The sequence below is a fragment of the Pleomorphomonas sp. NRK KF1 genome, assembly GCF_023721755.1.
GTDB lineage: Bacteria > Pseudomonadota > Alphaproteobacteria > Rhizobiales > Pleomorphomonadaceae > Pleomorphomonas.
The window spans coordinates 395,551-410,896 of the sequence record NZ_JAMDLH010000002.1; the positions used below are offsets into that span (position 1 = coordinate 395,551).

Annotated in this window: 9 protein-coding genes; 1 reads left to right on the top strand and 8 read right to left on the bottom strand. The window is 66.5% G+C overall.

Features of this window, described 5'->3' with window-relative positions; translation table 11 throughout:
* Positions 1–2: 2 nt before the first annotated feature.
* Together M4J39_RS07200 and M4J39_RS07205 are read right to left on the bottom strand one after the other, a co-directional pair.
* A complete protein-coding gene (locus M4J39_RS07200; RefSeq protein WP_251727144.1) occupies positions 3–3,749 on the bottom strand; it encodes a nitrate reductase subunit alpha in 3,747 nt (1,248 codons plus the stop codon).
* Between the two features lie 20 nt (positions 3,750–3,769).
* Positions 3,770–6,508, bottom strand: a complete 2,739-nt coding sequence (locus M4J39_RS07205; protein ID WP_305884121.1) for an MFS transporter — start codon at positions 6,506–6,508, stop codon at positions 3,770–3,772.
* Positions 6,509–6,674: 166 nt separating this feature from the next.
* On the opposite strand from M4J39_RS07205, the gene M4J39_RS07210 reads away from it, so the two are divergent.
* On the top strand, positions 6,675–7,400 hold the full coding sequence (locus M4J39_RS07210; protein ID WP_251727145.1) for a cyclic nucleotide-binding domain-containing protein: 726 nt from the start codon (positions 6,675–6,677) through the stop codon (positions 7,398–7,400).
* A 276-nt stretch (positions 7,401–7,676) separates the two neighbouring features.
* Here M4J39_RS07210 and M4J39_RS07215 read toward each other — a convergent pair whose 3' ends face one another.
* The 6 genes from M4J39_RS07215 to M4J39_RS07240 form a co-directional block, all read right to left on the bottom strand.
* Positions 7,677–8,363, bottom strand: coding sequence for a TetR/AcrR family transcriptional regulator (locus M4J39_RS07215; RefSeq protein WP_251727146.1), 687 nt, complete (start codon positions 8,361–8,363; stop codon positions 7,677–7,679).
* Positions 8,364–8,427: 64 nt separating this feature from the next.
* The gene (locus M4J39_RS07220; protein WP_251727147.1) at positions 8,428–10,227 is read right to left on the bottom strand and encodes an ABC transporter ATP-binding protein; all 1,800 of its coding nucleotides are present in this window, start codon (positions 10,225–10,227) and stop codon (positions 8,428–8,430) included.
* A complete protein-coding gene (locus M4J39_RS07225; protein WP_251727148.1) occupies positions 10,224–12,080 on the bottom strand; it encodes an ABC transporter ATP-binding protein in 1,857 nt (618 codons plus the stop codon). Before M4J39_RS07225 ends, M4J39_RS07220 begins: the two co-directional genes overlap by 4 nt.
* 211 nt (positions 12,081–12,291) lie before the next feature.
* Positions 12,292–13,311: an iron ABC transporter permease gene (locus tag M4J39_RS07230; RefSeq protein WP_251727576.1), complete on the bottom strand. Its 1,020-nt coding sequence runs from the start codon at positions 13,309–13,311 to the stop codon at positions 12,292–12,294.
* Between the two features lie 121 nt (positions 13,312–13,432).
* Positions 13,433–14,377, bottom strand: a complete 945-nt coding sequence (locus M4J39_RS07235) for an ABC transporter substrate-binding protein (protein ID WP_251727149.1) — start codon at positions 14,375–14,377, stop codon at positions 13,433–13,435.
* Positions 14,371–15,180, bottom strand: coding sequence for an ABC transporter ATP-binding protein (locus M4J39_RS07240; protein ID WP_251727150.1), 810 nt, complete (start codon positions 15,178–15,180; stop codon positions 14,371–14,373). The genes M4J39_RS07235 and M4J39_RS07240 overlap by 7 nt, the downstream gene beginning before the upstream one ends.
* Positions 15,181–15,346: the final 166 nt, after the last annotated feature.

The window sequence follows — 15,346 nt, forward strand, 5'->3', positions numbered from 1 at the left end:
TCTCAAACCTCCTGAGGGGCCGGAGCGTCCGAAGCGGCGAGCGGCTCTTCCAGCCAGTCGACCTTGGACATCTTGCGGATGATGACGAACTCGTCGCGGTTGGAACCGACGGTGCCGTAGTAGTTGAAGCCGTAGGACTGCTGGGCGTAGCCGCCGATCATGTGCGTCGGCTTCAGCACGGCGCGGGTCACCGAGTTATGGATGCCGCCCCGGTTGCCGGTGAGCTCCGAACCCGGTGTGTTGATGATCTTTTCCTGGGCGTGATACATCATCATCATGCCCGGATTGACGCGCTGGGAGACGACGGCGCGGGCCGTCAGCGCGCCGTTGGCGTTGAACACTTCCACCCAGTCGTTGTCGACGATGCCGGCCGAGCGGGCGTCGGTTTCCGATATCCAGACCACCGGGCCGCCGCGATTGAGCGTCAGCATCAGGAGGTTGTCGGTGTAGGTGGAGTGGATGCCCCACTTTTGGTGCGGCGTGATGAAATTGAGGGCGATCTCCTTCTCGCCGTTGCCCTTGTGGGCACCGAGGCGGGCGATGGCCTTGAGGTCGACCGGCGGCTTCCAGGTGACGAAGGCCTCGCCGAAGGCCCGCATCCACTTGTGATCCTGATAGAGCTGCTGCCGGCCGGTCAGCGTCCGCCAGGGGATCAACTCGTGGACGTTGGTGTAGCCGGCGTTGTAGCAGACCTTCTCGCTCTCGATGCCCGACCAGGTGGGCGAGGAGATGATCTTGCGCGGCTGCGCCTGGATGTCGCGGAAGCGGATCTTTTCGTCTTCCTTGGGCAGGGCGAGATGGGCGTGTTCGCGGCCGGTGGCCTTGCCGAGCGCTTCCCAGGCCTTGACCGCCACCTCGCCGTTGGTCTCGGGGGCGAGCATCAGCACCACCTCGGTGGCATCGATGTCGGTGTCGATCTTCGGGAGCCCCTTGGCGACGCCGTCACGATGCACGCCGTTGAGCGCGCCGAGCGCCTCGACCTCGTGCTGGGTCTTCCAGGCGATGCCCTTGCCGCCGTTGCCGACGTCGGTCATCAGCGGGCCGAGGGCGGTGAAGCGCTCGAAGATGTGCGGATAGTCGCGCTTGACGACGCTGACCGAGGGCATGGTCCGTCCGGGGATCGGTTCGATCTCGCCGCGCTTCCAGTCGGCAACGTCGAAGGCCTGAGCGATCTCGCCGGGACTGTCGTGCTGGATGGGCGTTAGGACCACGTCCTCCTCGACGCCCAGCACCTCGGGCGCAACGGTGGAGAAGGCCTTGGCGAGCCCCTTGTAGATCTCCCAGTCCGAGCGCGATTCCCAGGCGGGATCCACGGCGGCGGACAGCGGATGGATGAAGGGATGCATGTCGGAGGTGTTGAGGTCGTTCTTCTCGTACCAGGTGGCCGTCGGCAGCACGATGTCCGAGTAGACGCAGGTGGTCGACATGCGGAAATCGAGCGTCACCAGGAGATCGAGTTTTCCCTCCGGCGCCTCGTCATGCCAGGCGACCTCCTTGTTGAGCACCGCGCCTTCGGTGCCGAGGTCCTTGCCCATCACGCCATGCTTGGTGCCGAGCAGATGCTTCAGGAAATACTCGTGCCCCTTGCCGGACGAACCCAGCAGGTTCGACCGCCAGACGAACATGTTGCGCGGCCAGTTGGCCGGGTCGTCGGGGTCCTCGCAGGACAGATTGAGCTCGCCCGATTTCACGGCCTTGGCGACGTAGTCCTTCACCTCCAGGCCGGAAGTTCTCGCGGCGGCGGCTATGCCGAGCGGGTTCTGCTTGAGCTGCGGCGCCGACGGCAGCCAGCCCATGCGCTCGGCCCGGACGTTGTAGTCGATGAAGCTGTTCTCCCACTCACCCTTGGGCGCCGTCGGCGACAGGATCTCGGCCGCCGTCAGGCTCTCGTAGCGCCACTGATCGGTGTGGGCATAGAAGAAGGACGTGGAGTTCTGCTGGCGCGGCGGCCGCGCCCAGTCGAGGCCGAAGGCGAGCGGCGCCCAGCCGGTCTGCGGCCGCAGCTTTTCCTGGCCGACGTAATGCGACCAGCCGCCGCCCGACTGACCGATGGCGCCGCAGAACACCAGAAGGTTGATCACCCCCCGGTAGTTCATGTCCATGTGATACCAGTGGTTCATGCCCGCCCCGATGATGATCATCGAGCGGCCGTTGGTCTTCTCGGCGTTCTCGGCGAATTCGCGGGCGACGGTGACGATGGCGTCGCGCTTGACGCCGGTGATCTTCTCGGCCCAGGCCGGGGTGAACGGCACGTCCCGATCATAGGTATGGGCGACGAAATCGCCGCCGAAGCCGCGATCGAGGCCGTAGTTGGCCATCATCAGGTCGTAGACGGTGGCGACCTTCACCTTCGATCCGTCGGCGGTGGCGATCTCGCGCACCGGAACGTTCCGCGTCAGGATGTCGCCGTGGGCGGTGGAGACGAAGTGCTCGCTGGCCCGGCCGCCGAAATAGGGGAAGTCGACGGCGGCGATCTCATGATCGGTATCGGCCAGCGTCAGCCTCAGCCGCACGTTCCGGCCGTCGCCGTCCTTGTCCTCGAGGTTCCAACGGCCGCTCTCGCCCCAGCGGTAGCCGATCGAACCGAGCGGCGCCACCAGATCGCCGGAGGTCTCGTCGATCGCCACCGTCTTCCAGTCGGGATTGTTGGCCTCGCCAAGACCGCCCGGCAGCTCGGAGGCGCGTAGCAGGCGCTCGGGGATCAGGCGTCCATCCTTTTCCTCCATCCGGACGAGAAAGGGCATGTCGGTGTAGCGGCGCGCATAGTCGTCGAAATAGGCGACGCGGCGGTCGAGATGGAACTCTCGGAGGATGACGTGCCCCATGGCCAGCGCCAGCGCGGCGTCGGTGCCCTGCTTGGGGGCGAGCCAGATGTCGGCGAACTTGGTCGCCTCGGCATAGTCGGGGCTGACGACGGCGCTCTTGGTGCCCTTGTAGCGGACCTCGGTGTAGAAATGGGCGTCGGGCGTGCGCGTCTGCGGCACGTTGGACCCCCACAGGATCAGGAAGCCGGCGTTGTACCAGTCTGCGCTTTCCGGCACGTCGGTCTGCTCGCCCCAGGTCTGGGGTGAGGCGGGCGGCAGGTCGCAGTACCAGTCGTAGAACGACAGGCAGACGCCGCCGATGAGCGACAGATAGCGGGCGCCGGCCGCGTAGGAGATCATCGACATGGCCGGAATGGGCGAGAAGCCGACGACGCGGTCGGGACCATACGCCTTGATGGTGTGGGCGTTGGCGGCGGCGATGATCTCGTTGACCTCGTCCCACGTCGCCCGCACCAGTCCGCCGTGGCCGCGGATCGAGGTGTAGGAGCGGCGCTTTTCGGCATCGCCGACGATCGATGCCCAGGCGGCAACGGGCGGCATGATCTTGCGCGCCTCGCGCCACAGCCTCAACAGACGGCCGCGCACCATGGGGTGCTTCACCCGGGCGCCGGAATAGAGATACCAACTGTAGGACGCGCCACGGGCGCAGCCGCGCGGCTCATGGTTCGGCAGATCGGCCCGGGTGCGCGGATAGTCGGTCTGCTGGGTTTCCCAGGTGACGATGCCGCCCTTGACGTAGATCTTCCAGGAGCACGAGCCGGTGCAGTTCACGCCATGCGTCGAGCGGACGATCTTGTCGTGCTGCCAGCGCTTGCGATAGCCGTCCTCCCAGGACCGATCCTCGTCGGTGACGATGCCGTGGCTCTCCGAGAAAGGTTCGACGGTCTTGCGGAAAAAGGTCAGGCGATCGAGAAAATGCGACATTGTTCTCGCCTTTCTTGGATTTAGCGGGTGGCAGAGGCGAACGTGGACCGCCGCTGTTGCTCGACATCGTAGAGAAGACCGCCCCGGCGCGCGTAGACGGCCCAGGTGATCACGAGGCAGGTGACGTAGAAGGCCATGAACGACCACAAGGCAGCCTCGGCGCCGCCGGTCAGCGTGATTGACGTGCCGAAGCCCTTGGGAATGAAGAAGGCGCCGAAGGCGGCAATGGCCGAGGTGAAGCCGGTGATGGCCGCGGCCTCCTTCTCGGCCTGACGGCGGCGTGTTTCGGGGTCGGCATCCGGCATCAGCCTCGCCATCTCACGCGCCGAGATGGCCGGAATCATCTGGAAGGTCGAGGCGTTGCCGACGCCGGTCGCAAAGAACAATACCAGGAACGAGACGAAGAAGCCCCAGAACGCCCCCGGCTGATCCTTGATGCCAATGAACCAGAGGACGCCGGCCGTTCCTGCCATCATCAGCGCGAACACCCAGACCGTGACGCGGGCGCCCCCCTGCCGGTCGGCCAGCCAGCCGGTTCCAGAACGAGCGAGCGCGCCGACGAGCGGGCCGAGGAAGGCGTAGGCCAGCGCGTTGACGTCGGGGAACAGCATCTTGGAGAGCAGCGGAAAGCCGGCGGAATAGCCGATGAACGAGCCGAAGGTGCCGGTGTAGAGCCAGCACATGATCCAGTTGTGCCGGCGCTCGAAGATCACCGCCTGTTCGGAGAAGGATGCCTTGGCCGAGGCGATGTCGTTCATCCCGAACCAGGACGCGAAGGCCGAGAGGACAATGAAGGGCACGAAGAAGAAGCCGGCGTTCTGCAACCAGAGCGGGGCCTGGCCGGACGGGGCAGTCACCATGATCGGCTCGCCGCCAAGCTTGCCGAACACCCCCATGGTGATGACCAGCGGAACGACGAACTGGACGACGGAAACGCCTAGGTTGCCGAGGCCGGCGTTGAGCGCCAGCGCGTTGCCCTTCTCCGCCTTCGGGAAGAAGAAGGAGATATTGGCCATGGATGACGCGAAGTTGCCGCCGCCGAAGCCGCAGCACAGCGCGAGGAGCAGCATCACCGCATAGGGCGTGTCCGGATTCTGTACCGCATAGCCGATACCCACCGCCGGGATGACCAGCGACCAGGTGGTCAGCGTCGTCCAGAGACGACCGCCGAAGATCGGCACCATGAACGAATAGAAGATGCGCAGGGTCGCGCCTGACAGGCCGGGCAGCGCCGCCAGCCAGAACAGTTGGTCGGTGGTGAGGTTGAAGCCGACGAGCGGCAGCTTGCTGACCACCACCGACCAAACCTGCCAGATGGCGAAGCTGAGCAACAGCGACGGAATCGACAGCCAGAGATTTCGCTGGGCGATGCGGCGACCGGTCGCGCTCCAGAAGGTCTTGTCCTCCGGTCGCCAATCGGTGAGCACGGCCTTGCCGGGCGCTACAGCCGCGACGGGCTTGGGCATGTCCAGCATTTCGGGGAATGGCGGCAGCGCGGCGAGCGCCGGACCGGCGGCGGCTCGCTCCATCTGGCGGATCGCGAAGTGCATCCAGGTGAGCGACACCGCGACGATGACGAACAGCGCCATGAAGCAGGATGTCCAGAGGCCGGTGAGATCGAGCAGAACGCCGAACAGGATCGGCAATACGAAGCCTCCGAGGCCGCCGATCATGCCGACGAGGCCGCCGACCGCACCGACGTGATCGGGATAGTAGACGGGGATGTGCTTGTAGACCGCCGCCTTGCCGAGGGCCATGAAGAAGCCCAGGACGAACACGGTCACCGTGAAGCCGACGAGGCCCATGCCCAGGTGAAACCGGATGTCGCCATGGGCGCCTTGGACCACATAATCGGCGGCTGGATAGGACAGGATGAAGGTGGCGACGATCGAAACCAGAAAGGTCCAATAGAGGACGCGGCGGGCACCATAGGTGTCGGACAGATGGCCGCCGTAGGCTCGGAACAGGCTGGCTGGTATCGAGAAGCAGGCGGCGATCACGCCGGCCGTCTCGATATCGAGGCCGTAGACGCGCACCAGATATTGCGGCAGCCATAGTGACAGGGCGACGAAGGCGCCGAAGACGAAGAAGTAGTAGAGCGAGAAACGCCAGACCTGCACGTTACGCAGCGGCGCAAGCTCAAGAAACGCGCTCTTCGGCCGCTCGCCGGTCAGCCGACGCTGCCGAATAACGGGGTCGTCCTTGGTCGTTACCCAGAACAGAACGGCCATCACGGCCAGTGCCGCCGCCCATACCTCGGCCACGGCCTGCCAGCCGAAGGCGACGAGCACGAGAGGTGCCAGGAGCTTGGTGACTGCGGCGCCGACGTTGCCAGCTCCGAATATGCCAAGGGCGATGCCCTGCCGCTCGGGCGGGAAGAAGCGGGAAACGTAGGCCACGCCGACCGAAAAGGAACCACCGGCGATGCCGACGCCAAGGGCGGCGAGGAGAAGCGTCGGATAGGTTGTCGCGTAGGTGAGCAGGTAGGTGGCCGCCGCGGCCGCCAGCATGTTGAGCGTGAACACCAGACGACCGCCGTAGAGGTCGGTCCAAATGCCCAGCACGATGCGGATCAGCGATCCCGTGAGGATCGGGGTGCCCACCAGAAGCCCGAACTGGGCCTCGGACAGCTGCAACTCCTCTCGGAGCCGTATGCCGATGATGGCGAAGATTGTCCAAACGGCGAAGCACACCGTGAACGCGACGGTGCTCATGCCAAGCGCGCGCGCAGCACCTTCCTGCCCTGCGACCTTCATCATAGTCCTCCGACGACCTAGGCGCTAATAAGGTAACGGGCGGGTTGTCCTGCCCGTCGTCACCCTGGCCGAAATGGTCGCCCTGAACATTGATGTAGAACAACCATGGACGTGATATACATCACATACAGTCGCGATGGCCGTCAACCTTTAGGACTAGAGGACCGGAATGGATAGTTCGTCGCCTGCCGTCATGACACCCGAGGAACTGCCCATCCTGCGGGGCCTGACCGACAGCCATCGCAGCCAGATCATGGAAAACACCATGCTCCATACGGTACCGGCCGGCACCATGCTGTTCGAGCAGGGCGACATGCCGAATTTTCAGATCGTGGTGATGTCGGGTTCGGCGCAGCTTTTCGGACGCTCGACCAGCGGGCGCGAGGTGCTGGTCGAGGTCGTCTCACCACCCGATCTGATCATTCCGGCCGCCGTGGTCACCGGTGCGCCCTACTTGATGCGCGCCCGGGTGCCAGAGCCTTCGACCTTCCTGCTCATTCAGGCGCGCACCTTCCGCGATCTGGTCGCGTCCGATTTGGCACTGGCAAACTCGGTGATCGGCAGCTTGTCCACCCAGTTTCGCCGCATGGTAAGGCAGATCAAGAACCTCAAGCTGCGCTCGGCCGTCCAGCGTATCGGCTGCTACCTGCTGACATTGTCGAAACGGCAGGGAACGCCGGAAAAGGCCATCCTCCCCTATGAGAAGAACCTCATCGCCTCGGAGCTCGGCATCACCCGCGAGTCCTTCTCGCGCGGTCTTGCGAGCCTCGAGATGCATGGTGTCCGCATCGACGGCCAGACTATCTGGATCGACGATGCGGAGCGATTAGCGAAAGAGTGTGTCCCCGACCCGCTGATCGATGATCGCGAACTCGGATTTGGACAGAGGGAGTAAGCGGCCCTCGCATAGGAAGGACTTTGATAGAAACTGGGGTTTGCGGCCATGAACAAACGCCAGCGGCACCGACTATCGTAGATTCAAAGCGGCGATGATTGCGGGGACTCATAGTTCGTTTTTGGTTGTTCGGGTGTGCGCTGCTCGCAACTTGCGACACACCGATCTGTTGCTTGCGGTGAGGGATCTGGATTGTCTTTCTCTTTGTTTGGATGACGAGCAGAACATCGAACCTGCATTTCACCAAGGAGAGCTGCGAGACAATTTCGGCAACGCTCATCCTTGCCCGCAGCGGGCCAGCGACACAGCCGCGCCGTCGAGGATCAGGTCGAGCTTGCGGTGCCACCAGGTCCTCGGCGAGCCGGTCAGGGCACCGGCCATCAGGCTGCCGAACTCGGCCCAATCGGCGTGGGCGGCGAACTCCGATTCCAGCGCATGCCGCATCCTGTCGGCCACCACGGGGCCATCAGGCGTCGGTGCCGTCAGGCGGCGCCAGCCGACGGCGGAATCGACGGTCATATCCATGACGCTGTCAACCGCCAGCACGGCGTCGGAAGCGGAAAAGCCGGCCGTGCGCAGCTCGCCGCAGATGGCTACGAAGGCGCGGATGACCGACGGTGGCATGGCATCCAGCGTGCGGATCGTCTCGGCTACGCCCGGATTGGCCTCGTAGACATCCCAGACCGCCTCGGCGACGCGGGTAAGGTAGGCTCGCCAGTCCTCCCCCTCGTTGCAACGCCAGGAAATGCCGGCGAGCGCCTCGTCGACGGCCGCCGTCATCAGATCGTCGCGGCTGCGGACGTGTCGATAGAGCGAGGAGTGATCGACACCGAGCTCCCGGCCGATCAGCACCAGCGTCGCCTTGTCGAGGCCGATGCGCAGCGCGGCCTCGGCGATGGTCGCCCGGCTGACGCGGGGCGGGCGTCCGGCGCCGCGCCGGCCGGAGGGGCTGTTGTCCGACATGGGCTCCCCGAGCGGATGATGAACGACAGCACCGTTCGGCCACCGGGCGCGCTTCGTCAAGCGATCACTTGATGCGCCAGCCCGCCGCACGGCTGCGCGTCTGCCAGAGCCGGTGGTAGAGCCCCTCGCCTTCGAGCAGTTGATCATGGCTGCCTCGCTCGACGATGCGACCGCCGTCGAGCACCAGGATCTGGTCGGCGGCGCGGATGGTCGAAAGCTTGTGGGCGACGACCACCAACGTCTTCTCGGCGACGAGGCGGGCCAGCGCCTTCTGGATGGCCAGTTCGTTCGTCGGGTCGATCGCCGCCGTCGCCTCGTCGAGCAACACGATCGGCGCGTCCTTCAGGATGGCCCGGGCAATGGAGATCCGCTGGCGTTCGCCGCCGGACAGCGTCGCGCCACCCTCGCCGACGCGCGTCTCGTAGCCGTCCGGCAGGGCGGCGATGAACTCGTGCGCCTGGGCGGCGCGGGCAGCGGCCTCGACCTCGGCGCGCGATGCGCCGGAGCGGCCGAAAGCGATGTTGTCGAAGATGGTGCCGGCAAACAGGTAGACATCCTGGAACACCACGGTGATCAGCGAGGCCAGCCTCTCTTCCGATATGGTCCGGATGTCGGCGCCGCCGATGGAGATCGACCCGCCCGACACGTCCCAGAAGCGGGCGACCAGGTTGAGGATGGTGCTCTTGCCCGAACCGGAGGGGCCGACGATCGCCGTCATCGATCGTTCGGGAACCTCGAAGCCGACGGACGACAGCACCGGCCGGTCCGCCCGATAGGAGAAGTCGACGGCGTCGAACCTGAGGGCGAAGCCCTGCGGTTCCGCCGGCCGGGCCGCCACCGGCAACGGCCTGGCGGTCAGGATGCGGTCCATGCGCGTCAGCGAGGCGTCGGCCATGCGGACCAGCTCCATCACCTGGCTGAGCCCCAGCAGCGGCGAGTAGACGGCGAACACCAGCACCAGCGCGGCGATCAGCGTCGCCATGTCGATGGCGCCCGCGCCATGCCGGAGGCCGGAGACCACCAGCACGATGGGAACGCCGGCCATGACGGTGGCGCCGAACAGCGCCATCGGCACGGACAGGCGCGCCACCATGCGGATGGAGAGATCGCGGAACGCCTCCAGCGCGGCGCGGAAACTCTCCTCGCCCTTGGCGAGGCGGTTGAAGGCGCGGATGGTGGCGATGCCCTGCACGAACTCGATCATGCGGGCGCCGGCCGCCGCTTGCAGATCCTGCCGAACGACGCCGAGGCGGGCGAGCCGGCGGCTCGACCACATGAACACCGGCAGCGCCGCCGCCATCGACGCCAGCATGGCCAGCCCGACCGCCCAGTCGCGGCTGAGGAACCAGAGGACGGCGACGATCGGCAGAGCGAAGGCCTGGGCGATGCGCCCGAGCGCGTCGGACAGGAAGGTCTCCAGCATCTGCATGTCGGAGGTGAGCGCCGTCACCGTGTCGCCGCGATGGCGCGACAGGTGGAAACCCATCGGCAGCCGGCGCAGGTGGTCGAGGATGGAGAGGCGGAGATCGCCGGCCAGCTCGAAGCTGGCAAGCCAGCTGTCGCGCGCGGCGAGATAGCCGAACAGCAGTTGCCCGCAGAGCGAGGCCGCCATCAGGGCGGTCAGTTGCCAAGCCCAGCCGACATCCATCGTCCGACCCTCGGCAAGGCCGGTCACCGTCCAGACGACGCCGCCGAAGGCGAGGCCGAGACAGATCGATTGCAGGAAGCGGAAGGCGACGCCGCGCGCCACCTTGCCGCGCAACGGGCCGGCCAGCCGCCAGACGCGCAGGAGGCTGGCAAGGTCGGAATGAACGTCGGCATCGGCGGCCTCGCCGACCGGAACGAGAGGATCGATGGCGGTCATGACGGGCGCTCCTCGCTGGCGATCTGACCGGAGACGCCGGCCGGTTTGAGAACGACGTCGCGCGCTTCGGTGTAGTCGCGCCACAGCCGGGCATAGAGGCTGCCCTTCGCCACGAGGTCGTCGTGGCGGCCGGCTTCGGCGATGCGTCCGCCGTCGACGACCAGGATCTGGTCGGCGGACATGATGGTGTGGAGGCGATGGGCGACGACCAGCAGCGTCCGTCCCGCCGTAAGTTCGCCGATGGCCTCCTGGATGGCGGCCTCGTTGTCCGGGTCGGCGAAGGCGGTCGCCTCGTCCAGCACGATGACCGGGGCGTCCTTCAGGATGGCCCGGGCAATGGCGATGCGCTGGCGCTCGCCGCCGGAGAGCAGTTGCCCCCGGTCGCCGAGGCGGGTGGCGTAGCCGTCGGGAAAGGCCATGATGAAGTCGTGCGCCCTGGCGGCGCGGGCCGCCGCCTCCACCTCGGCGTCGCTGGCCTTGGGATTGCCGAAGCGGATGTTGGCGGCGATGGTGTCGGAAAACAGGAAGCTGTCCTGGAAGACGAAGGCCACCATGTCCATTAGCTGCGACAGGCCGATTTCCCGCAGATCGACGCCGCCGAGCGTGACGCGACCCGAGCGCGGATCCCAGAAGCGGGCAACGAGGCTCGCCACCGTGCTCTTGCCGGCGCCGGACGGGCCGACCAGCGCGGTGACCGAACCGGCCGGTGCAGTGAAGCTGACTCGGTGCAGCACCTCTTCCTTGCCGTAGCCGAAGGACACCTCGTCGAAGACGACATCGTGCGAGGCCAGCGCCACCGTGCGGCCGCTGTCGGCCTGCGGCTCGGCGGCCAGCGCCTCGGCGATGCGCGTCGAGCCCATGGAAATGTGGGCCAGCGTGTGGAACTGGTTGAACAGCTTCATCAGCGGCTGGCTGTAGTTGGCGCCCAGGATGACGAACAGGACGAGCGTCGCGAGGTCGAGCGAGCCCGCGGCCATCAGGAAGGCGCCGACAGGCAGGATAACCACCACGTTGGTGAGCACCAGCGCGTAGAAGGTGCCGCCGAGCGGCAGGTAGTCTTCGGCCCAGGCCGTTTCCACCTCCGCGTAGGCCCGCACGGCGCGGGCAGTCTCGGCGAAGCTCTCGCCGGTCCGGTTGAAGATCTTGACCACGGCCATGCCGGCCAGGAACTCGACGACCGAGGCGTTCATGCGGGCACCGGCGCGCTGGTAGTCGGCCGCCCGGCGGGCGCCGCGCGCCATGCCGGTGGAGATCAGCACGAAGGCCACCGGCGTCACCGCCACCGTGGCCAGCGCCATGCGCCAGTCGACGAGGAACAGCCAGACCGACACCGCGACCCATGTGGCGAGCGCGCTGACCCCTTCGGGGATGCCATGGGCGAAGATGAGCTCCATGCTCTCGGGTTCGTCGATGATCAGCTTCTTGGCGTCGCCGCTCTTGCGGTCGGCGAACCAACCGATCGGCAACCGCGCCAGATGGCGGGCCAAGGCGAGGCGCAGGCGGCAGAGCACGTCGAAGGCGACGACATGCGACAGGCCAACCGCCAGCCCCATCAGCCCGTAGCCGACGACCACCGCGAGAAGGGCGAGACCGGCCGCACCCGCGAGATAGGCCGGGCCGAGCGTGCCGGACAGCGCCGCCGTGACCACCTTGTAGACCACGACGACCGGCGCCAGCTCGCAGGCGACGGCGGCGGTGGCGAGAAGAATCGCGCCGCCCATGGCGAGCCTCGACCCCGGCAGGAAGCGGCCGAGCAGCTTCAGGCTGGCAAGATAGTCGGGGCCGCCGGTCTCTGTCCTTTTGCCCTCGCCCGCGCCGTCCAGCTCCGTCCCCTCGACGGATATGTCCGCCATGTCGACATCCTCCAGCATCGACCGCCAGACAGGCGGTCACGGGGCGACGCTATTCGGTGTGACAATCATTAGCAACACTATGTTGCTAATTGCGTATTCATACGGTCGGCCCGCCCCGCCCCAACCTCGGTCGACTGGAAAGAGTGGGTCATGGGTCGTGAGGGCATGTTCCGTCACGCCCCTTGGACCTGGCTTCCGTGGTGACCCGCGATCAGCGCGCCAGTCCCTGCCGCCGCCGGTGCGTCATCAGCCCGATGAAGAACAGGCCACCAACAACACCTGTGACGATGCCGATCGGCATGTCCTCGGGGGCGGCGACGATGCGGGCGAAGGCGTCGGCCAGCACTAGGAAGATGGCGCCGATCATCGCCGCCACCGGCACCAGGCGACGGACGCTGCCGCCCACCAGCATGCGCCCCACGTGCGGCACCATAAGCCCGACGAAACCTATGCAGCCGGAGAAGGCCACCATGGTGCCGGTGATCAGGGCCGACACAACGAAGATCTCGACGCGAAAGCGCTCGACGGCGATGCCGAGCGAGGCGGCGGTTTCGTCGCCGACGGTGAGCGCCGTCAGTTCCGCTCCACGGCCAAGCAACCAGACGCCACCGGCGGCAAGAACCCCGAGCGGGTAGACGAGATGGCGCCACTCGGCGAGGCCCAGCCCGCCGAGCATCCAGAAGATGACCGTGTGGCTCGCCCTGGGGTCGCCAAGGAAGATCAGGAGGTTGGCGGCTGCCATCACCACGAAGGATACCGACACGCCCGACAGCACCATCCGGTCGGCCCCGCCCGCGCCGGCAACCCGCGTCACCACGATCACCAGGGCCGTCGCCGCCATGGCGCCGACGAAGGCGAACAGCGGCAGCGTCAAGAGGCCGAAGATCAGCCCGACATGCAGCAGCGCCAGAATGGCACCGAAACTGGCCCCCGAGGAGACGCCGAGAAGATGCGGATCGGCGAGCGGATTGCGCGTCACGGCCTGCAGCGCCGTACCGACGAGGGCGAGTCCGGCGCCGACCATGGCGGCCAGCATCACGCGGGGAAAGCGGATGTCCCAGACGATCGAGGCCCGGCCAGGACTCCAGTCGGCCGCGACCGCACCCGGCCAGAGGTGATCGAGGGCGACGCCGGCCACCACGTTGAGCGGAATCGGCGTCGAGCCGACGCTGACCGCCCAGCAGACGGCCAGCGCCAACAGCGGCAGGCCGATGCCGAGGCTGGCCGGCATGGCCAGCCGGCCGAGCCAGCCGGCCCGCACCGGCGCTGTCGCGATGGGAGGATCGAGCGTCGTCATGATAAACCTTTCTGCCACACGGCGGCGGTCACTGGGACCTTCCGCCGAACGGCAGTCACTTGGCGGCCGGGTGGAAGGCGGCGGCCAGCTTGGCCACGGCCTCGATGTTGCGCGGCCCGGGGGTCGCCTCGACATATTCCAGCACGACGAAGCGGTCGTTCTTCACGGCGGACATGTTGCGGAACGCCGCGTTGTCGAGCATGAACCGCCGCTTCTGCTCGGCGGTAACGTCGCCGTAGTTGACGATGACGATCACCTCGGGGTCGCGGTCGACAACGGCCTCCCAGCCGACGGTGGTCCAGCTCGAGGAAACGTCGTCCATGACGTTCTTGCCGCCGGCCGCCTCGATCAGTGCCGTCGGCATGGCATAGCCGCCGGCCGTAAACAGCTTGCCGGTACCACTGTCGTAGACGAAAACGCGCGGCTTCTCCGCCTTCGGATCGATACCCGCCTCGATCTCTGCAAGACGCGCCTCGTAGCCGGCGATCAGTTTGTCGGCGCGGTCGGACACGCCGAAGATCTTGCCGAGGTTTTCGATGTCGTTGAAGAAGTCGGCGAAGGAGGACTTGTCCTTCTTCATGATGTGGATGCAGCTCTCTGTCAGCTCGTAGACCTTGATGCCGAGCGGCGCCAGCGTCTCCGGCGTCACCTCGCCGCCCACCTTCATGCCGTAGTTCCAGCCGGCGAAGTAGAAGTCGGCGTCGGCGCCGACCAGCACCTCCTTGGAGGGATACTTGGTGGAGAGCTCCGGCAGCTCGCCGATGCCCTCGCGTAGCGTGGCGTCGAGCGTCTTCCAGCCGGAGACGCCGGTATAGCCGACCATGCGGTCCTGCAGCTTGAGGGCCAGCATCATCTCGGTGAGATTGACGTCGTTGGAGACCGCCCGCTGCGGCGGCGCATCGAAGGTGACGTCGCGATCGCAGCTCCTGACGGCGACACCGGCCATCGCCGGCAGCGAGGCGAGAGCGAACAGGGCGAAAAGGGAAGCGGTCTTCAGCATGGGGGCTCTCCAGACAGGGAATGGATGGCCTTGGCGGGCAAGGCGAAGGAAAAGCGGGGAACGTCGCCGACGGCCGAAATCTCCGCCTCGACATCGAAGGCGGCGCGGATCAGTTCGGGGGTCAGGGCATCGGGGCGGAGGTGGGCGGCAAGACGGCCGGCCGACAGAACCAGCATTTCGTCGCCGAAGGCGGCGGCGAGATCGAGATCGTGCATGGTGGCGATGATGGTGATCGGCAGGGCACGCAGCAGCTCGACCAGTTCCAGGCGATGGCGGATATCCAGGTGATTGGTCGGCTCGTCGAGGATCAGGAGGTCGGGCTCCTGAACCAGCGCCCGGGCCAGCATCACCCGCTGCTTCTCGCCACCCGACAGCGTGGCAAAGGCGCGGTGTGCGAGATGGTCGACATCGAGGCGCGCCATGGTCCCGCCGACGATTTCGCCATCGGCAGCCTCCGAGGCGAACGCGGATCTGCGATGCGGCAGGCGGCCCAGTTCGACGATCTCGCGGGCCGTGAGGCCGAAGTCGACCGGCATCTCCTGCAGGACCGTCGCCACCTTGCAGGCAAAGGCGCGGCCGGACATCTGCCAGATGTCTGCGCCGTCGAGAAGGACGCGGCCGGCAGTCGGCCGATTGACGCGGTAGAGGCAGCGCAGAAGGCTCGACTTGCCGGCGCCGTTGCGCCCGACGATGACGAGGCGGCCGCCGCGCGACAGGCTAAAGCCGATGCCGTCGAGGATGGAGACGCCTCTCGCCGCCCAGGCAAGGTCGTGCACGGCCAAAATTGGCGTGGAATGGGTCATGGACATGGAGATCCGGCGCGCGCAGAGCGTCGCGTGAGGGAGAGATCTGGTGAGATCAGGCAGAGGGCCGGCCGGTCCGAAGATCGAGCGGCAAAGAGAGCGAGAAACCGGAGCGGCTCCGCAAAACGGGCGTGATCATCAACCAACCTCCACCGGCCCGCCGCCG

Bases quoted from the DNA above. Each gene is read 5' to 3' on its own strand.
- M4J39_RS07200 (WP_251727144.1), bottom strand. From the start codon at position 3,749: ATGTCGCATTTTCTCGATCGCCTGACCTTTTTCCGCAAGACCGTCGAA.
- M4J39_RS07205 (WP_305884121.1), bottom strand. From the start codon at position 6,508: ATGATGAAGGTCGCAGGGCAGGAAGGTGCTGCGCGCGCGCTTGGCATG.
- M4J39_RS07210 (WP_251727145.1), top strand. From the start codon at position 6,675: ATGGATAGTTCGTCGCCTGCCGTCATGACACCCGAGGAACTGCCCATC.
- M4J39_RS07215 (WP_251727146.1), bottom strand. From the start codon at position 8,363: ATGTCGGACAACAGCCCCTCCGGCCGGCGCGGCGCCGGACGCCCGCCC.
- M4J39_RS07220 (WP_251727147.1), bottom strand. From the start codon at position 10,227: ATGACCGCCATCGATCCTCTCGTTCCGGTCGGCGAGGCCGCCGATGCC.
- M4J39_RS07225 (WP_251727148.1), bottom strand. From the start codon at position 12,080: ATGGCGGACATATCCGTCGAGGGGACGGAGCTGGACGGCGCGGGCGAG.
- M4J39_RS07230 (WP_251727576.1), bottom strand. From the start codon at position 13,311: ATGCCGGCCAGCCTCGGCATCGGCCTGCCGCTGTTGGCGCTGGCCGTC.
- M4J39_RS07235 (WP_251727149.1), bottom strand. From the start codon at position 14,377: ATGCTGAAGACCGCTTCCCTTTTCGCCCTGTTCGCTCTCGCCTCGCTG.
- M4J39_RS07240 (WP_251727150.1), bottom strand. From the start codon at position 15,180: ATGACCCATTCCACGCCAATTTTGGCCGTGCACGACCTTGCCTGGGCG.